The 18,852-nt window shown below is 63.1% G+C and carries 18 protein-coding genes; 4 read left to right on the top strand and 14 right to left on the bottom strand.

Annotated features, from left to right (window positions below; all coding sequences use genetic code 11):
* The 3 genes from VGO12_RS14850 to VGO12_RS14860 form a co-directional block, all read left to right on the top strand.
* On the top strand, window positions 1-220 hold a 220-nt coding region (locus VGO12_RS14850; RefSeq protein ID WP_327513515.1), incomplete at its 5' end, for a hypothetical protein.
* Window positions 221-391: 171 nt separating this feature from the next.
* On the top strand, window positions 392-1,276 hold the full coding sequence (locus VGO12_RS14855; RefSeq protein ID WP_327513516.1) for an AraC family transcriptional regulator: 885 nt from the start codon (window positions 392-394) through the stop codon (window positions 1,274-1,276).
* 175 nt (window positions 1,277-1,451) lie between these two features.
* On the top strand, window positions 1,452-3,656 hold the full coding sequence (locus VGO12_RS14860; protein ID WP_327513517.1) for a TonB-dependent siderophore receptor: 2,205 nt from the start codon (window positions 1,452-1,454) through the stop codon (window positions 3,654-3,656).
* 197 nt (window positions 3,657-3,853) lie between these two features.
* Here VGO12_RS14860 and VGO12_RS14865 read toward each other — a convergent pair whose 3' ends face one another.
* The 8 genes from VGO12_RS14865 to ilvD form a co-directional block, all read right to left on the bottom strand.
* Window positions 3,854-4,336: a GlcG/HbpS family heme-binding protein gene (locus VGO12_RS14865; RefSeq protein ID WP_327513518.1), complete on the bottom strand. Its 483-nt coding sequence runs from the start codon at window positions 4,334-4,336 to the stop codon at window positions 3,854-3,856.
* Window positions 4,337-4,424: 88 nt separating this feature from the next.
* Window positions 4,425-5,033: a response regulator transcription factor gene (locus VGO12_RS14870; protein WP_327513519.1), complete on the bottom strand. Its 609-nt coding sequence runs from the start codon at window positions 5,031-5,033 to the stop codon at window positions 4,425-4,427.
* A complete protein-coding gene (locus VGO12_RS14875) occupies window positions 5,030-6,571 on the bottom strand; it encodes a sensor histidine kinase (protein ID WP_327513520.1) in 1,542 nt (513 codons plus the stop codon). Before VGO12_RS14875 ends, VGO12_RS14870 begins: the two co-directional genes overlap by 4 nt.
* Before the next feature lie 160 nt (window positions 6,572-6,731).
* A complete protein-coding gene (locus tag VGO12_RS14880; protein ID WP_327513521.1) occupies window positions 6,732-7,490 on the bottom strand; it encodes a sulfite exporter TauE/SafE family protein in 759 nt (252 codons plus the stop codon).
* Window positions 7,481-7,963, bottom strand: a complete 483-nt coding sequence (locus tag VGO12_RS14885; protein WP_327513522.1) for a MaoC family dehydratase — start codon at window positions 7,961-7,963, stop codon at window positions 7,481-7,483. Before VGO12_RS14885 ends, VGO12_RS14880 begins: the two co-directional genes overlap by 10 nt.
* A 37-nt stretch (window positions 7,964-8,000) precedes the next feature.
* The gene (locus VGO12_RS14890; RefSeq protein WP_327513523.1) at window positions 8,001-9,617 is read right to left on the bottom strand and encodes a DHA2 family efflux MFS transporter permease subunit; all 1,617 of its coding nucleotides are present in this window, start codon (window positions 9,615-9,617) and stop codon (window positions 8,001-8,003) included.
* A 48-nt stretch (window positions 9,618-9,665) separates the two neighbouring features.
* Entirely contained in the window at window positions 9,666-10,865 is a 1,200-nt protein-coding gene (locus tag VGO12_RS14895; RefSeq protein WP_327513524.1) for an HlyD family secretion protein, read from the bottom strand.
* 148 nt (window positions 10,866-11,013) lie between these two features.
* Entirely contained in the window at window positions 11,014-12,687 is a 1,674-nt protein-coding gene (gene ilvD, locus VGO12_RS14900; protein WP_327513525.1) for a dihydroxy-acid dehydratase, read from the bottom strand.
* A 106-nt stretch (window positions 12,688-12,793) separates the two neighbouring features.
* Here ilvD and VGO12_RS14905 point away from each other — a divergent pair, with 106 nt between their 5' ends.
* A complete protein-coding gene (locus tag VGO12_RS14905) occupies window positions 12,794-13,717 on the top strand; it encodes a LysR family transcriptional regulator (protein WP_327513526.1) in 924 nt (307 codons plus the stop codon).
* A 31-nt stretch (window positions 13,718-13,748) separates the two neighbouring features.
* On the opposite strand, the gene VGO12_RS14910 is transcribed toward VGO12_RS14905, so the two are convergent.
* The 6 genes from VGO12_RS14910 to VGO12_RS14935 form a co-directional block, all read right to left on the bottom strand.
* Complete coding sequence (locus VGO12_RS14910; protein ID WP_327513527.1) at window positions 13,749-14,690, bottom strand: bifunctional helix-turn-helix transcriptional regulator/GNAT family N-acetyltransferase; 942 nt, start codon at window positions 14,688-14,690, stop codon at window positions 13,749-13,751.
* A gap of 111 nt (window positions 14,691-14,801) precedes the next feature.
* On the bottom strand, window positions 14,802-15,884 hold the full coding sequence (locus tag VGO12_RS14915) for an amino acid ABC transporter permease (protein ID WP_327513528.1): 1,083 nt from the start codon (window positions 15,882-15,884) through the stop codon (window positions 14,802-14,804).
* An 8-nt stretch (window positions 15,885-15,892) separates the two neighbouring features.
* Window positions 15,893-17,071 carry an ABC transporter permease subunit gene (locus tag VGO12_RS14920; RefSeq protein WP_327513529.1) on the bottom strand — a complete coding sequence of 393 codons (1,179 nt, stop codon included), beginning with the start codon at window positions 17,069-17,071 and terminating at the stop codon, window positions 15,893-15,895.
* Entirely contained in the window at window positions 17,071-17,619 is a 549-nt protein-coding gene (locus tag VGO12_RS14925) for a protein-tyrosine phosphatase family protein (protein ID WP_327513530.1), read from the bottom strand. The genes VGO12_RS14920 and VGO12_RS14925 overlap by 1 nt, the downstream gene beginning before the upstream one ends.
* A complete protein-coding gene (locus VGO12_RS14930) occupies window positions 17,616-18,245 on the bottom strand; it encodes a GntR family transcriptional regulator (protein ID WP_327513531.1) in 630 nt (209 codons plus the stop codon). Before VGO12_RS14930 ends, VGO12_RS14925 begins: the two co-directional genes overlap by 4 nt.
* Window positions 18,242-18,832: a hypothetical protein gene (locus VGO12_RS14935; RefSeq protein WP_327513532.1), complete on the bottom strand. Its 591-nt coding sequence runs from the start codon at window positions 18,830-18,832 to the stop codon at window positions 18,242-18,244. Before VGO12_RS14935 ends, VGO12_RS14930 begins: the two co-directional genes overlap by 4 nt.
* Window positions 18,833-18,852 lie beyond the last annotated feature (20 nt).

Raw genomic sequence — 18,852 nt, forward strand, 5'->3', positions numbered from 1 at the left:
CACGCTGGAGCTGGAAAACGGGCTGATCCTGTCGCCGACGGTCGGCGCCGATGTCGGCTTTGCGTCGCTCGACGGCGAAGGCCTGTTCGGCCGGGTCTCGGCCGGGCTTGCGCTCAGCAACAACGACAATTGGGACCTCGACTTCTCGCTGCTCTTCAACATCGAGGGCGACGGCTCGAAATCGGCCGGCGCCAAGGTCGGCGCCCGCGTCCGGTTCTGACGGCGCCAGAACTGGTTCGGGCGGCAAGGCCGTCCGAACCAGTGTGCGTTTCTCTCCGTTTAACGCGGGTCGGACATTTTCCGGGCTTCCGTCGAACATTAAAGATGAGTAATAGAGGAAGGATTATGGTTGAGGCATGCCGCCTCGTCATCGAGTAATGGACAGGCGTCGATGTCGTTTCAGCCGCGAATGCACAACAGGATTTCCGGCTTCAAGGTGCTGGGCGGCCTCAACCGCCGAGAATGGAATGGCATCATCGCCGACGTCTGGGACGTCGAATGCGAGGCGCGGGCAGGGGGGCACTACGTCTCCGACGATCCCCGCATGTTCATCGTCCTCGACGCCCAAGGCGGCAGCCGTTGCAATGTCAGACTTTCTCCTGACAGCCGCGGCACGGTAAATAGCGGCCATCAGCGCGTCCTCTCCTACATTCCCGCGGGCATGGAGATCTGGGCAGATGTCGTGGATGTCAGCTACATCCGCCACCTTGACCTGCATTTCAATATCGACATCCTCAGTCGGCGGCTGATGGAGGACCTCGACGCCGGCCGTTGCGACACGCCGCGGCTGATGTTTGAGGACGATCGATTTCTGCAGTTGGCGCGACTGATCGCTGCCGAATGCCTCAACCCGCAGCCGTTGCACGACCTCTATGGCGACGGGCTGACGCTGGCATTGTTCATCGATCTGATGAAGCTCAATCGCAACGATGGGCGCAAGCGCAGCCCGCTTGCGAGCTGGCAGTTGCGGCGCGCCGTCGACTACATCGACGAAAACAGCAGCCGCAACATCCGCCTTGAGGAGCTTGCCGCGCTCGCCGGCCTGTCTCAATCGCATTTCAGCCACGCCTTCAAAGCGGCGACCGGCATGGCCCCACACCAGTGGCAAACCAATCGCCGGATCGAAAAGGCGAAGAGGCTCGTCCTCACGGGTGACGCGCCGCTGACCGCCATCGCAGCCGAGACCGGATTCTCGGATCAGGCGCATTTCACACGTGTCTTCCGCAAGGTCGTCGGCACGACGCCGGCGATGTGGAGGCGTCGGCAGATGCTCTGAGCAAAGTCTGGCGCGATGGGCCGCTGCTCGCTGTGAATAGCCCAGGAACGTTCAATTTCCGCAGATCGCGACAAGAGTTGCCGAAATACTTGATATAAACACTCACCTTATCAAGGGACCAAAACCGCGTCGGCCAGGCAGGGCGCGCATTGGATCGGCGTGGGGCGACAAGGCAATGATGGTGAATGGCAAGGCGGCGCGATTGATGGAATGGCTGGCAGGCGGGGTCGCCTGCATTGCAATGCTGGCCGCAGGGACGGCAAGCGCACAGGATGCGCCAGCGACGCAACTGGAAAAGATCGAGGTAGCCGGTTCCAGGTCCGAGACCGACGCGACCGGCCCAGTCGACGGTTATGTCGCCAAGGCGACGACGACCGGTTCGAAAACCGCAACGCCGATCGCAGAGGTGCCGCAGAGCGTCTCGGTCATCGGCCGCGAGGAACTGGACGACCGTGGCGTAGTCAACAAGATCGACGAAGCGCTTCGTTATACCCCCGGCGTCATGGCCGAGCCCTTCGGCGTCGACCCGGACACGGACTGGTTCTACATCCGCGGCTTCGACGCGACGCAAACCGGCGTCTATCTCGACGGCCTCAACCTGTTTTCCTACGGGTTCGGCGGCTTCCAGGTGGATCCCTTCATGCTGGAGCGCATCGAGGTCCTGAAGGGACCTGCCTCCGTACTTTACGGTGGCGCCGATCCGGGCGGTATCGTCAGCCTCGTCAGCAAGCGGCCGCTCGATGAGAGCTTCACCTACGCCGAAACTGGCATCAACAGCAACGGCAATGCCTTTGTCGGCATCGACGTGAACCAGCCGCTGACCGACGCGATCAACTACCGCGTCACCGGCAAGGTGTCGGGCGGCGACAACTACACCGACCATTCGGAGGATCTGCGCGGCTTCGTCCTGCCGCAAATCACCTACCAGCCGGACGACGCGACCAGCCTGACCGTTTACGGACTGTTGCAGGGCCTCGACCAGGTCCATACGGGGGGCAGCTTCCTGCCGTATGAAGGCACTGTTGTCGATGCGACCTTCGGCAAGATCGATCGCAAGGCCTTTTTCGGCGAACCGGATATCGATACCGGCACCTATGTCCAGCAGATGCTGGGTTATGAGGTCAAGCACGAGTTCGACAGCGGCTGGCAGTTCAGCCAGAACCTGCGCTACGGCCATCTCTACAAGCACGAGAACGGCCCCTATACCTATGGCTACTACGACGCGAGCCTGCCGTTCCCGGTTTCAAACGTGCCGACAACCCCGGACAACAAGCTCTACCGGCTTGGCTTCGAGGCGACGTCCAAGGTCGATACCTTCGCCGTCGACAACCGGCTTGAGGGCGAATTCGAAACCGGCGCCCTCGATCACACTCTGCTCGTCGGCCTGGACTACAAGCTCTATCGTCTCGACCACGTCCAAGCGTCTTCAGCGGCGACGCCGATCAGCGCGACCAATCCGATCTATGGGGCACCGCAGCCGGACAACGCCATATACATCAACCAGGTGATCACGCAGCAGCAGCTGGGCGTCTACGCCCAGGACCAGATCCGCTTCGGCGACGGCTGGCTTGTGACGCTCAACGGGCGCTACGACTACGTCGACACGAGGACGAAGAACGGCCCGACGTTCTGGTCGCCGACCGAGAACTCAACCTTCGACTACAGCGAAGGCGCTGTGAGCGGACGCGCCGGCCTCGCTTATCAATTCGACAACGGCGTGACCCCCTATGTCAGTGTGGCCACGTTCTTCACCCCCGTCGTGGCAGTGACCGCGACAGGCAACACCAAGCCGGAGGAAGGCGAGCAGTTTGAAGCAGGCGTCAAGTACGAACCGACGTTCTTCGACGGCGTGCTTACAGCATCGATCTACCAGCTCACCAAGCGCAACGCGCTCGGCACCGACCCCTTGACCAGCATCTCTACGCAGACGGGCGAGGTGCGGTCTCGCGGCATCGAGCTCGAAAGCAAGATCAACCTCAACGAAAGCTGGAAGCTGATCGCCGGCCTCGAGTTCATCGATCTCGAAGTGACCGAGGACACGAACCGGGACCTGATCGGCACGACCCCCTATCTCGTTCCCGACAAGCAGGCCTCGCTCTGGCTCGACTACACGGTGCAGCAGGGTGTCTTTGAAGGCATGAGCATCGGCGCCGGCGTTCGCTACCGCGGCGAAAGCTGGGCGGACAAGGAAAACACGCAGAAGGTCCCGTCATCCACGGTCTTCGATGCCGGTCTGCGTTACGAGAAGAACGACTGGGGTGCCGCGCTCAACGTCACCAACCTCTTCGACAGGGAGTATGTCAGCGGATGCGGCGGGATCCTCGTCTGCGGATACGGCGACGCCCGCACTGTCACGTTCAAGCTCAGCAAGAAATGGTAGGCAGATTGGCGGAAATGTCCGCCGGTCGCCAAAATGAACAGGGCGCTCGACCCGGATCGGGGAGCGCCCTGTCAGACCCGGAGAACCTCTCGTCGCGTGCCAGCGGCAGCAACGGTCAAGGCTCTCGAAACGGGTAGTGGCCTTTAGATGGAGAGGTCCGCCGGCTTTTCAAGGGCAGCGGCCTCTCAAAGCACGACTTACTTCGCGCCGATCGCAGCAAGGCCCGCGGTTGCGCAGGTGGCGTCGATGTCGCCCGACGGTGCACCGCCGACGCCGATACCGCCGACCAGAGCCTTGCCGAACTTGATCGGCACGCCGCCGGCCTGGATCACCATGCGGGCGTCCATATCGCGAAGGCCTTCGTTGGCGGGCTTGGAAGCGATGAAATCGCCGAGGCCAGCCGTGTCGCGGCCCATGGCTGCGGAGGTAAAGGCCTTGCCCTGGGCACTGTTGCCGGTGTGCGGGCCGGAATTGTCCGCCTTCAGGAGAACCTTGGTCGAACCGTCACGTGCGACGACCGCGACGCTGACATTGTGGCCCTCGGCCGCGCAAGCCTTAAGCGCTGCGTCAGCCGCCTTCACGGCCATCTCGAGCGGCAGGTAGGCGGCGGTCGGCAGGTCCTGTGCCGTGGCGGCGACGGGGGCGAGAAGGGCTGCTGCAAGCACGATATTGCGGATCATCAATGGGTTCCTTTCCTGTTGATATGGAAAGGTTATTCGCCCTCGCGTCCCATCGGTATTCGTAGGCCTTTCATCGGCATCCGTAGTTCTACGGAGTATCGGCACCCTCGAGCCAGATGCGTGTCAATTCGGCCTGCGAGGTGCTGCCGAGCTTGGCGCCGATGGCGGCGCGATGGCTCTCGACCGTGCGCGGCGAAAGGCCGAGCCCCTCGGCAATCTGGCGGGTGGTAAAGCCCGCCGCGATTCTCCCAAGGACCTCGCGCTCACGCTGCGTCAACGTCGACAACAGGGCGAGCGTCTCTGCCTTCTCCGCGTGCCTTTGCAGCGCACGAACGAGCATGTCCTGCCCCTTGTGGATCGCATCGATCAGGTCCTGCTCGTCGACGGGTTTCGACAGGAAGTCGATCGCCCCATTGCGGAATGCCCGCCGGCAGGCCTCGATGTCGCCATGTCCGGAAATGACGATCGTCGGCCAGTCGATCGAGCGCTCCGTGAGCTTTTCCTGCAGCTTCAAGCCGGAAATGGCGGGCATGCGAATATCGAGGATCAGGCAGCCGGGATCAAGCCGCGGCAATTGCGCGAGAAACGCCTGCGGGTCACCGAAGCCCGTGACCTTGATGCCAACCGTCGACAAAAGCAGGCTCAGCGCGCGGCGAACCGCATCGTCGTCGTCGACGAGGTAGACGGGTACGCTCACCGGGCTGCCTCTTGACCTTGGGCCCGTCGCGGCAGCGCCACGCGGAACGTTGTGCCGCTCCCGGTTTCGACAAGTGCAATGTCGCCGCCTGCGCGCTCGACCAGCCGCTGGCTGAGCGCCAGGCCAAGCCCCGTCCCGCCGGATCGGGTGGTCGTGAACGGCGTGAACAGCCGGGGGCGGATGTCGGGGGCGATACCCGGTCCGTTGTCGCAGACCTCGAAAACAATCGTCGAGCCTTCGTCAACCAGAGTGACGACGACCTTCCCTCCTTCGTGCTGCTGCCCTTCCAAGGCATCGAGCGCGTTGCGGACCAGATTGAACGCGACCTGCTCGATCTCCACCGGATCGGCGACGACGACCGCGGCCGTCTCCGGAATTCGAAATTCGAGCTGGACACCACGGGATCCCGCTTCCTGCTCCAGCAATGCCTTGACGTTGGAGAGCGCAATACGCAGGTCAAAGGCGGCCGGCGGGGCAGTGTGCGGATGCGACCAGTTGCGAAACCGCTCCAGGATGGCGGATGCCCGGCGCGCCTGCGCGACATTGTCGTCCAGCACTGGGGCAAGCGCCGCATGCTGCCCTTGGGCAAGCAGCCGACGCCCGGCCTGCGCCTGCGCCAGGATAGCCGTCAGCGGCTGGGTCAGCTCATGGGCCATGCCGCTTGCCATCTCGCCAAGGGCGTTGACGCGTGACGCGTGGGTGAGGCGGGATTCCAGTGCGCTCAGCGTCGCCTGCTGCACCGCGACGCGGGTGCGTGCACGCTGGCGCCAGGCGGCAAGTGCTGCCAGATAGGCAAGGCTGATCCCAAGAATGGTCAGGCCAGCCGACAGCGGCGGAAACATGTCGGAGAGCCCGATCTCCATTCCCGTTTCAAGCGCAAGCGGTTGGGAGGCGCTGCTCAGCGCCTTTGAAAACCGGATCGCGTCGGGCAGGGCGACTGGGCGAAGGAGCGGCTGACCATCCGGCAACGATAGCCGCACGGCGACGCCTGGCCGTGACCAGAACGGTCCGCCGTCGCCGATCAGTTTCGATGCGTCTATTCCCAGCATCAGGCCATAGCGCGCCTCGGCTGTGTTGGGACTACGCTTGATCATGATGTAGTGCTCCGGGCGCTCCGGATGAGCAAGGAGAGCGATGCGGCCGTCCGAGCCTCGTGCGGCCTGCCGGACCAGTTCTGCGGTGGTGGCCGAAAGCGCCATAGTTCCGATGGTCTCCTGCGCCACGTCGAGCGGCACGAGTTGCACTTCATCGATGCGTGGATAAAACCGCGTGATGGTTCTGGCGACATCCAGGAACAGGTCGTGACGGCGTCCTTCGGAGGCGACGGCCACGGCCGAGAGCGCGGTCAGATGCGCATCATGTTGGTCGGCGCGCTGAGAGGCAAGGCTATGAAGCGCCGTACTTTCGCGCTCGAGTTCGGCAACGAGCGCCTGGCGCTCGGAGATTCCGAGAACCGCGGCCCCGACCAGCAGCAAAAGGCACCAGACCAAAACCAGATAAGCGGGCCGCGCAAATGTCGGACGGGTGTTTGCTATCATCTACAACTGTCTGGTCGTTTGCATCTTCGCCTCGCTCGCTCTTCCTGTCCCCGGCGTTCGACCGGCAGCGACCGTGCGCAGCGTCAAGGATGACAGTACGGTCGAGGCCGGCGGAAATCCAGAGGCCTGACGCGGTGCGAGAGGATGTGCAAGAGACACTTCAGGCGAGATAACCCGAAATTCCGTCCCACATCAACTTCACGGCCACCAGCACCAGCAATGCATAACAGGCCCGATAGACCTGACGCTGGTCGAGCACACCCTGCAGCCGCCAGCCGAGCGAGACGCCACCGGGGATGGCAGGCAGACAGATGACCATCAGCGTCCAGAGCTCGGCTGTCGGCCTCACCAGCAACAGCCATGGCAGGGCCTTGGTGGCATTGCCGACGGTGAAAAACAGGCTCGTCGTTCCAGCATAAACTTCCTTGCTGAGGCCAAGCGGCAGCAGGTACATCGCAAGCGGTGGTCCGCCGGAATGGGCGACCATGGTGGTGATACCCGAGCTCAGGCCGGCTGCAACCGCCTTGGGCGCCGAGCGCTGGCGGACTGTTACGGCGGCACCCCTTGCAAGCCATAGGCCGACAAACGCCAAGGTGATCGCGGCCATCAGGATCGCGATCGCGCGATGGTTGAGAAATCGAAAAAGCACGTAGCCGAGACCGATGCCGATAACGAGCCCCGGCAGAAGCAATATGAGGTCGGGCCGCGACCAGGTCGAGCGCTTGAAGTAGCGAAGCGCGTAAAGGTCCATCGCCACGAACAGGGGAGCGAGCAGACCGCCGGCTGTCACCGGGCCCATCACGATCGAAAGGAGCGGGATGCCGATGATCGAAAACCCGCCGCCGAACGCGCCCTTCATGAAACAGATCAGGAAGACACCGGCAAACGCGACAAGGATCGTGGTGGCCGTCAGTTCCATGGCGTCATCTCTTCGACCGGCTTGCGTGCGACGACAAGCTTCGCCTTGAGGATCTGGACCACCTCGCCGTGCTGGTTGATCGTTCTGCTGACGACAACCGCGATGCCCCGGTCAGGCTTCGAGCGCGAGGGGATGATCTCGACCACCTCGCTTTCCACATGCAGGCTGTCGCCAGGGCGTGTCGGCGCCGGCCAACCGATTTCACCGCCAGCGCCGATGAGGCCGCCGGCAAAGGGCAATCCGCTCTCGACATTGAGGCGCATGGTGATCGCTGCGGTGTGCCAGCCGCTTGCCGCAAGCCCCTTGAAGAGGGTGTGCGTTGCGGCCGCCGCGTCGAGATGAAAAGGCTGGGGATCGAATTGCGCGGCAAATGCCTTGATCTGCACCTCGTCGATCACGTGGCTCCGGCTGGAAAAGCGCTGCCCGACGTGGAGTTCGTCGAGATAAATGCGGTCAGGCTGCGTATTGCTCATGTCCAATCTCCCTGGTTGTCGATGCCTTACGGCTTCTTCAGTGAGCGCCGCCTGCTCCGCCACCACCTACGATCTTGCGGGTAAAGAGCAACGCCACTGCGGCCAGCGCCAGCACCACGCCGATCACCGCGAATGTATCGCTGAAACCGAGGATCAGTGCCTGTCGGTGGATGGTCGCGCCGATCGTGGCGATCGCCTTGTGCTGGGCAACGGCGATGTCGGTCACGCCACGCGCCATGAAATGTTGCGTCAGGTCGCTGATGCGGTCGCGCACTTCGTCCCGGTAAATCGTCACGGATTGACCGATGATGTTGGAATGGAACTGTTCGCGTTTGGTGAGCACCGTTGCCAGCGTCGCCGTTCCGACCGCGCCGCCGAGATTGCGCAGCATGTTCGAAAGGCCGGAGGCTGCGCCTGCTTCACTCGGTGCAATGCCGGCCGTGGTGATCACCGAGATCGGCGTCAAGACCAGCGCCTGGCCGATCGCCCGCACGATGTTGGGAATGAAGAACTGGTCGCCGGCGCTGTCGAGTGACAGGCTGGTGTTCATGAAACAACTGGCGGCAAAGATGCTGATGCCGACGAAGCCGATGTAACGCGCGTCAAACCGCTTCATCAGCATGGGGACCAGAGGAATGATGAGCAGTTGCGGCAGACCCGTCCATGCCAGCACCAGACCGATCTGCTCAGCATTGTAGCGCTGCACCTGTCCAAGATATTGCGGCAGGATGTAGACGGTTCCGAACAAGGCGACGCCGACGAGCACGTTGACGAGAACGCCGACACCGAAATTGCGCTGCCTGAGCAGCCGCAACTGCACGAGCGGCTTTGCCACGGTCAGTTCGATGATGACGAAAGCGATCAGGAACACCGCCGCCGTCAAGGCAAGCTTGACGATGAACGGTGACTGGAACCAGTCGTCCTTGTTGCCTTCTTCAAGAACGGTCTGCAGCGCCGACAGGCCGATCGCCATGGTGAAGATGCCGGCCCAATCCCCCTCGCGCAGCAGCCGCAGTTGCATGGGGATCTTCTCAAGTGTGAACCACAGAGCGACGACCATCAGCAGGCTTGGCGGGGCGTTGACGAAGAAGATCGACTGCCAGCCATAGTTCTCGGTGAGGTAACCACCGATCGTCGGTCCGATCGCCGGTGCAAAAGTGACCGACAGTGCAAACAGCGCCAGCCCGAGTGGCTGCTGCGATCTGGGCAGCCGGGTCAGCACCATCGTGAAAGCCATCGGGATCAGCACGCCGCCGGCAAAGCCCTGCAGCCCGCGCAACGCGATCATCGAGCCGAGGTCCGTGGCAAAGGCACAGGCTGCGGAAAACAGCGGAAACAGGATGGCGTTCGCCAGCATGTAACGGCGGAAAGAAAAGACGCGGCTGAAGTAGTCGGTCAGCGGAATGACGACGATTTCGCCGATCAGATAAGAGGTCGATATCCATGCCCCGTTATCGACGCCCGTGCCGATGCCCCCTTCGATATCCAGCAACGACGCATTGGTGATCTGGATATTGAGGATCGCCATGAACGCACCGATCATGCTGGCGAGCACGGCGATCCAGGCTGTGGTGCTGGCCCTGTCGAGCTGGCCCGCGGTGCTGACGCCGCCGCCGGACGATCCGGATAAAGCCGCTTGCTGTGTACTGGACATGCGAACCTCCTGCCGTGCCGTCGGTGGCAAGCCCTGGGGGCCAGGGCGTCAGTTTATGCGTGTCGCAGCGGCCGCCACTTCGGTTGCCGCCTGCTTGGTGTCGATGCTTGGATAAACGGACATGCCGGGCCTCAGCGCCACGGAAACGGGCTGATCGTGATCGAGCACGATCTTCACCGGAATGCGCTGCACCACCTTGGTGAAATTGCCCGTGGCATTGTCCGGCGGAAGCAATGCGAACTCCTGGCCGCTCGCCGGCGAGATGCTGTCGACATGTCCGGCAAAGACGCGGCCTGGGAACGTATCGACCTCGATCGTCACGGCCTGTCCGGGATGAACGTCGGCAAGCTGCGTCTCCTTGTAATTGGCGACGATGTAGGCCTCATGGGTCGGAACCACAGCCATCAGCTGGGTCCCCGCCTGCACATACTGGCCGACGCGCAAGGTGCGGTTGCCGACAACGCCGTCGATCGGGGCGGCAAGCGTCGTGTAGGAAAGGTTGAGCTCCGCCTGGTCTTCGGCCGCCCTCGCGCTATCGAGCGCGGCTTTTGCCTGGGCGATCTCGGCCTTGTTGACGTCCAGCTGCTTGACCGCATTGGCAAGCGCCGCCGTGTCTCGCGTGACGGCCGCGCGGGCAGCCGCGATGCGGGAAGAAGCCTGCTGGGCGTTCTGGATGGTGCCAAAACCTTGCTTTGCAAGCTCCGCGTAACGTTTGTCGTCCTGTTCGGCGAACGTCTGGTCGGCCTGGTCCGCCTCGACCGTCGCCTTCGCTGCCTCGATCGCGGAGAGCTGGGCGGCGAGTGCTGACTGCTTGTTGGCGATATTGGCCTCGGCAGCCTCGACCTGGGCCTTAGCCTGCTCAAGGCTGACCTTGAAGTCGCGATCGTCGATCCGGGCGAGGATCTGCCCCGCCTTGATCTGCTGGTTGTCGCTGACGAACACCTCGGCGATATGGCCGGAAATTTTGGGCGCGATCGTCGTGCTGTCGGCCTTCACGTAGGCATCGTCTGTCGACACCTGAAACCGGCCCGTCGTCCAGTAGCTCCAGCCGAAGTCGGCAGCGCCGGCTGTCGCCGCGAGCGCAACGGAGGCAGCAAGGATGTTGCGCAGCCACCGCCGGCGCGACGTGTTCCTCCCGGAGGCGATGTCGGGCGCAATTGGACGTGTCTGCGGCAGTTCCATGGTTTGAACGCTCGAAGAGACCGGCGTGGGGCTCTCGTTTCTGGCGACGGCATGAAGCGTGGTCACGGCTGATTCCTTTCCCCGGCTCTGCCGGGCGAGAGCGCTTGCTCGATAAATAGGAAACTATATGTTTTCTTAAATACACCCGCGCGCCGGCCATGTCAATATTTTGGAAAATGTCTGCTGTTGTTATTCGGAAGCGTCACAGAGAATGTCAGCCAGTGACGGCGCCTTCACTCGCCGGACGGGCGAGGGCCGCATACTTGGCAAGGACGCCGCGCCGGTAGCGCGGTTCGGGCGGCTGCCAAAGGGCGCGCCGTCGCGCGATCTCCTCTTGCGGAACATCGAGTTGCAGCAGCTGGCGATGTGCGTCGATGGTGATCCGGTCGCCATTCTCCACAAGCGCTATGGTCCCACCTTCGAAGGCTTCCGGCGTCACGTGACCGACCACCAGCCCCCATGTCCCGCCTGAAAACCGACCGTCGGTGACGAGACCAACGCTTTCGCCGAGCCCGCGTCCGACGATCGCCGACGTTGGGGCGAGCATTTCCGGCATGCCGGGCCCACCCTTCGGCCCGAGATAGCGCAGGACGACGATATCGCCGGGCTTGATCCGGTCGGCAAGAATGGCGTCCATCGCCGACTGCTCGTCTTCGAACACCTGCGCCCGTCCGGTGATAACCGGTTGCTTGAGGCCGCTGATCTTTGCCACGGCCCCGCCTTCGGCGAGGTTTCCCTTCAGGATCGCGAGGTGTCCCTGACGATAAAGCGGCGTACGCACCGGACGGATGACGTCCTGGTCGGCGCGCGGCTCGTCCGGCACCAAGGCAAGCTCTTCAGCGATGCTCCTGCCGGTGATCGTCAGGCACTCGCCGTGCAGAAGACCTTCATTCAGCAAAAGCTTGAGGACCTGCGGCACGCCGCCCGCCCGGTGGAGATCAACCGCCATGTAGCGGCCGGAGGGCTTCAGGTCGCAGATCACCGGTACCCGGCGCCGCATGCGCTCGAAATCGTCGAGCGTCCAATCGATTTCGGCGGCGTGGGCGATCGCCAGATAATGCAGCACGGCGTTCGTCGACCCACCGGTCGCCATGACCAGGGCGACGGCATTCTCGATGGATTCGCGCGTGACGATATCTCGCGGCCTGATGCCCTTCCTGACGGCATCGACCAGAACGCGCGCGCTATCAACGGTGCTATCGATCTTCTCGCGATCCGGATTGGCCATGTTCGAGGAGTAAAGCAGCGACATGCCGAGCGCCTCGAACGAAGAACTCATCGTGTTGGCAGTGTACATGCCGCCGCAGGAGCCTGTCGTCGGACAGGCGTTGCGCTCGATGCCGTCAAAATCCTCCTTGCTCATCTTCCCGGCCATATAGGCGCCGACGGCTTCGAACGCGGACACCACCGACAAGCTCTGCCCCTTCCAAAGGCCAGGCTTGATGGTGCCTCCGTAGACGTAGATCGCGGGAACATTGGCGCGCAGGATGCCGATCATGCCGCCCGGCATGTTCTTGTCGCAGCCGCCAAGCACCAGCACCCCGTCCATCCACTGGCCTTGCACCGTCGTCTCCACGCAATCGGCAATGACCTCACGCGAGACGAGAGAGTACTTCATGCCCTCGGTGCCCATCGACATGCCGTCCGAAATCGTTGGCGTCCCGAAGATTTGGGCATTGGCACCTGCGGCCTTGACGGCCGCGACCGCCGCATCGGCAAGCGGCTGAAGCCCTGCATTGCAGGGCGTGATCGTCGAATGCCCATTGGCGATGCCGATCATCGGCTTGTCAAAATCCGCCTTCTCGTAGCCAAGGGCATAGAACATCGCCCTGTTCGGAGATCGGGCGATACCTTCTGTAATGTGCCTGGATCGTTCGTTGTGCGCCATAACGGCCTCCTGGTGTCGTTAGGAGAAAACCCTATTGGCAGCATCGTGAGTTGTGAAATATATTTATATCGTCAAATTAGGTCGCGATACATATGAATGAACCAGAATGGAATTGAGGCAGATTCGCCAATTCGTGACGGTCGCCGAGGAACTGCATTTCGGGCGCGCCGCAGAGCGTCTGAACATGACGCAGCCGCCGCTCAGCCAGTCGATCCAACTCCTGGAAAAGGAACTGGGACTGCAGCTTTTCGAGCGCACCAAACGCTCCGTAAAGCTCACTTCGGTCGGCGAACAGTGGCTCGCCCATGCCAGGGGCGTGCTCGCAGACGCCGCTGCTCTGCCCGAGACGGCACGCAAGCTCGCGCGCGGCGAAATCGGGCGCCTGCGCCTGTGTTTCGTCAGCACCGTGGACTACAGCCTGCTTCCGAGCCTGGTCAGCCGCTTCCGCGCGACACACCCCCATGTCGAACTGTCGTTGCGGGAGGCAACGAGCAACCTGCAGATCGATGCGCTCCTGAGGGACGAGGCCGATCTCGGCTTCGTCATCGCGCCACCGTCCGCGGCACTCAGCCGGACGCTGACCTATCGTCCCGTCCTCAAGGAGCCACTGGTCGCCGTGGTCCCGTCGACATGGATCGAGGCGATGCGCGAGGGCTTTTGCGACCAGACACTTGAACCGGCTCGTTTCTTCGCCTCACCGCTGATCCTTTTTCCGCGCCCGTCGGCTCCGATTTTTCATGATCTCGTTTCGGGCTTTTACGCCGAACACCGCGCACCCTTTGCCGTCTTCCAGGAAGCGATTCAGATGCAGACGATCATCGGCCTTGTCGCCTCCGGGATGGGCGTGGCACTCGTCCCGAAATCGATGACGCGGCTTAAAAGGGAAGGCGTGACCTATCTGCCCTTGTCCGGGCGCGTGCCAACCGTCGAAACCGGCCTAATCTGGCGCAGCGGCGACCAGAACGCAGCCCTTGCGAACTTTCTGGCGATCGCGGACGAAGCGGCCCCGCTGGGAGATGAGGGGCGTTGAGCCTCCTCACCCGATGCGTGGAACATTGCAGTCAGGGACGGAGCCTAACGAAGCGTTGCTCCAGCACCTCGCTTCCCCATTGCGTGCCTGACCGCTCCTCGACGCAGACGAAGCCATGCGCCTCGTAAAGGTGGCGCGCCGCCGATAGCCCGGCGAAGGTCCAGAGCTGCGTTTCCTTGAACTGATGGGCGTCGACAAAATCGAGCGCGGCGGAAAGCAGGCGACGGCCGATCCCACCGCCGCGCACGCCATCGGCAAGGATGAACCAGCGCAGATGCGCAATGCCTTGCCCGAGATCCTCCCCGTCGATCGCAATGGAGCCAACGATCTCGTCATTGCAAATGGCGGTCCAGACGGCGTTCTCAGGATTTTCAAGACGATCGCAGAACGCTGCCAGCCCACCGGCAACGACGGTTTCGAAGCGCTGGCCGAAACCAACGGTCCGGGCGTAATAGAGCGCGTGCATGCGTGTCACGCAGGCGATGAGCCCCGGCCGGTAGCCACTCGCGATGCGCATGGGAGAGGCGACCACGCCGCGTTCTGTTTTTGCGGCAAGTGCCTGGGCATAGAGGCTAAGACCTTCAATAACGACCCGGCATTCCCTGGGCGAGAGCCGGCCGAGGGCCTCTGCGACCTGGCCATGGGCGAAGGCGTGGATGGCCGCCACCCGCCTTCTTCCCATTTCACTCAGGGAGAGGCTTCTTTCCCGGCCGTCGCGTTCGCCCGGGAGTTCGACGATATCGCCGGACACAGCGAGCTTGCGCAGCATTCGGCTGACACTCGATTTTTCCAGGCGAAGGGTCTCGCTGAGCGCGCGCGCCGTAATCCCGTCCTGTGACTCGATCTCGATCAGGGCGTGAACCGCAGACGGTGACAGGTCCGTGCCGGCCAACGACGCGTTCATGAAACCGAGTTCGCGGACGAGTTGCCGCGAGGCATCTCGCACAGGTCCGATGGCGGATGTGTTCGGCACGAAGGCACCTCCGAATATAGTTGCACGATACAACTATATTCGGAGTTCGGGTTGCTGGATAGATAGCCCGCAACAAAAAGCGACTGGCAAGGCCAGTTGCCGCATATCGGCTTAGCGTGCGCGCACAGCAGCCCTGGCGCTGAGCCGGCGGCCAATCCAGGAAAGATAGGAGCAGGACAGCAGGAACCACAGGCCGACAAACACGTAGGCCTCCAGCGCCTGATTGCCCCATGCCACGTCGCTGAAGGCCATGCGGGCGGTCGCGCTCAGGTCGTGAAGGCCGAGGATGACGACCAAGGACGTGTCCTTGTAGGCGCCGATCGTGCTGTTGACGAGCGCCGGCATCGATCGTTCGACAGCCTGGGGCAGGAGCACCAGCCGTGCCGTTTGCCAGAAGCTAAGGCCAAGCGACGATGCAGCCTCGTGCTGGCCGGCCGGAAGCGAGATCAGCCCGCTTCGCACGTCTTCGGCAAAATAGGCCGCATGAAAGAAGACGAGCGCGACGAGCACCGCCAGGATCGGATCGATCGATGTCCCCTTCGGCAGCGTGAGCGGCAGCACGAAGACACCGACGAAGAGCAGCGTCACCATCGGCACGCCGCGCATGACCTCGATATAGGTGGCGGCGGCGCGCTGCAGGAACAGGTGACGCGTCTGGTAGCGCGCCAGCGCGAGCATGACGCCGATCGGCAGGGCAAGGACAAGGGCAATCGCCGATAGAATGAGCAGGATCGGCAGACCGTTCCAGCGGGTCGGATCAACTGGGATGAGACCACCGACGCCACCGCCCATCAGCACGAAGCTTGCGGCCATGCCGGCAAGCCAGATGCCGCCGAACAGACGCATATCCGGCCACTTGCCCCGGACCGCCATCTGGCCTGTGGCCACGGACAAAGAAAGCAGCAGCACGCACACCACCATCGCACGCCACTGCAGGTCGAACGGGTAGGTGCCGAAGAGGATGAAGCGCGTCTTTTCGGCCCAGAACGGCCAGCAGGCGCCACTTGAGGCTGCACACGAACCCGCAGGCGCCCACGGCGCCACTGCCGACACGAGAAGCCAGTCGAACAGAATCCAGGCGACGGAGAGCGCAAGCGTCAAGCAAACGAGCGACAGCAGGGCCGATGGAAGCTGAGCCGGTAGCCGCCTCCAATGGGCACGGCAGCGGCTGCGCCAGCTGCGAGTGAGGGACATGTCGACAGTCATCGCGCCGCGCGTCCTTCCCGGGCGCGAATGCGAGCGCTCCAGTGGTTGAGCGCACCGGCGAGCAGGAGGCAGAGAACAAGATAGATCGACATGGTCATCAGCATGGTCTCCAACGGTCGAAATGTCTGGTTGATCGTGGTGCCGGCAACCGACATCAGGTCCGAATAACCGACGGCAATCGAGATCGACGTGTTCTTGAGCAGATTGACGAACTGGTTGTTGAGCGGCGGGATGACGGTGCGCATGACCTGCGGCAGCACGACAAGACGGGTGATGCGCCCGCGTTTCAGGCCGAGTGCGGCGGCCGCCTCGATCTGCCCGATCGGCACGGCCTCGATGCCTCCGCGCAACACTTCGGCGATCTGTGCGCCATGGTAGAGCCCCAGTGCCACCGCCACGGTGCAGAACTGGATCGAGAAGGCGGCACCTCCGTTGATGGAGAAGCCTTCCAGGCTGGGCGTCGACAAACCCAAGGGCGCGCCTAGAACCACGGCAAGACCCGTGGGGATGATCACCGAGAAGGCCAGCAGCATGGGGATCACCGTGCCGCGCACGCCATCCCGCGCCTGTCGTCGCGACACATGCCCCATCCACAGCGCGCAAGCCGCGGGAACGGCGACAAGGCAGGCAATGAGCCAGCGGCTGTTGCGCGGGTCCTCGGCGAGCCAGGGGAAATAGATCGCCCGATTGGAAATCGTCAGCGGGCCGAGCGTGATCGCCTGCCGGATCGCGGGCAGGCCGTTGACGGCCGCAACAAAGATCACCAGCAGCACGAGAATTTTCGGCAGGTTGCGAAATACCTCCACATAGGCGTGCGCAAGCATGCGTGCCGGACGCGAAGCACTGACGCTGAGGAGGCCGACCAGCAGTCCGACCGCACAGGCGACGGCGAGACTGGCGACGGCGACCGCGATCGTGTTCAGCAAGCCCGCCGTGATCGCGCGCAGATAGCTGTCGCTGGCGCCATAGGCAATCAGGCTTTCACTCAGATCGAAGCCTGCCTGCTGAGTGAGAAACGAGAAACCCGGCTGGATGCCCGCCGTCGCCATGTTCGCGTAAATGTTGAACGCCACGAGAACAAGCACCAGCGCGAGCGCGAGCGCGGCGGCGAGATCCATCCACGAAATGCGCGACGGCAGTTTCGGCGCTGGTTGTGGGGTGAGGAAGGGAGGCATCAGTCTCGCGCCTCCGCATTGGCCGGTCGGGCCGATGCTCGCTCTGCCATCGATTCTGCAACACGGCCAACCAGATCTCTCTGCCCTTCGGTCTCGGGGCCGGACCCGGCGGCGGCAACCAGCCTTGCCGCATCGGCCTGCCTCATGCCCAGAGCAAGCAGGATACAGGTGGCGACTGTACCGGTACGGCCAATCCCCGCCGCGCAATGAACGAAAACCCGCGCGCCCGCTGTCAGGCTTCCGGCTGCGCGCTCGACAACGGTCAATAGCCCGTCCTCGTCGTCCGGCACGCCGAAATCAGCGATCGCAAAGCGCGCCACGTCGATACCGATCCCGCTCGCCAGGGCATCGGCATAGTCCGGCGCCTTCGCTTCCACCTCGGCTGCGGGTGTCAGGCTGACGACCAGCGAGATCTGCCGCTTGCGCAGCCTGTCGAGATCTTCGGACCACGGCCGCAGCCGGCCTGGCATCGGGCCGAGCCAGAGTTCTCCGGCGATCCCTGAGGGCAGGTGCACCGCCCGCATGTCGCATGCGCGAGGCGAGGTCATGCGCGCGGCGCCGCTTCTGCCGCGAGGCATTCGAGCAGGTCGGCGGGTGAACTGGTGGCTGCAAGCCGCGTAACCACGCCGCTGAGCGCACGAAAAGCAGTGTCCAGGTCGGCGCGCGCCGCCTGCATGTGCCAGCGGATGACCCGCCAATGCAGGGCCGAGAGCGCTTCGGCGACGATCGGGTCCTCGACCAGCCCTGACGTCAGCTCGAGCAATTGGGTGCGAATGGCGAAGTAGCTTGCAAGTCGATCGCTGCCGGGGTTGGCCGACAGCTCGACGACTGCAGCAATCTGCATGCGCGCCGGCATCGAATGATCCGTGCGGCAACACCGCCTGCAGAGGCGCAACATGTCCGACAGCATCGAAAAGTGAAGGTCGCGTTGCAAGGGATCAAGCGCGGTTACGACCGTCCCGACGCCCGAGCGCGTCTCGAGCAACCGTTCAAAGGAGAGACGCTGCAGCACCTGCCGCACCGGCGTGCGACTGACGCCGAACTCCTGCGCGAGCTTTCCCTCGTGCAGCATGATCGGCATGTCCGTTGCAGTGTTGCAAATGCGGAACCGCAGTTCCTGCAGCATGTCTTCCGAACGGGGCAGACCGGATCTCGATGTTTGCGGCAAGCTCACGCGCTTTGACCTCCAGTGGTATGGCCGGCGCTTTCACGCTCGGTGAATTGCTCATGCAGCCAAGCTTCCTGATGAGGGCTTTCGATCGATTCGGGGAACTGGCTGCGAACTCGAAAGAGCGCCTCATCGACACTGAGGCCCCGTTCACACAGAATGTATGTCGCCACCGTGCCGCTCCGGCCGGCGCCAAAGCTGCAGCAGAGTGCGACGGATCGATCGCCCGACAGGCTTGACGCGACGCGGGCGCGCAACCGCCTGAAGGCGCGAGCCCAAGCAGGTCCCGGTGCTTTGAAATCGTCGATCGACAGCGCCGCAAAGGCAATGCCTGCCCGCTTTATCTGCTGGCGCAGCATGAGCCTGAAACCCGCAGGGCAATCCTCGTCACGCAGAAGCACCAAAAACAGCGTCGTTTTGCGGTCAGTCAACGCCGCAACGGTCCGCTCGATGCCTTCCGGATCGATCCAGCAATTGCCACGGTGGTCGATCGAAAGACCGGGTGCGCCGAGCGTGATCAGCCGCCCGCCGCCGGGACAATCGACGGTGGCCCGGATGGGTACGAGATCGTCGCTTTCGCTATCGAGCCTCATGCCGTCCACCGTCGTTGCCA

Origin of the sequence: Ensifer sp. (genome assembly GCF_035999135.1) — a bacterium.
GTDB lineage: Bacteria > Pseudomonadota > Alphaproteobacteria > Rhizobiales > Rhizobiaceae > Ensifer.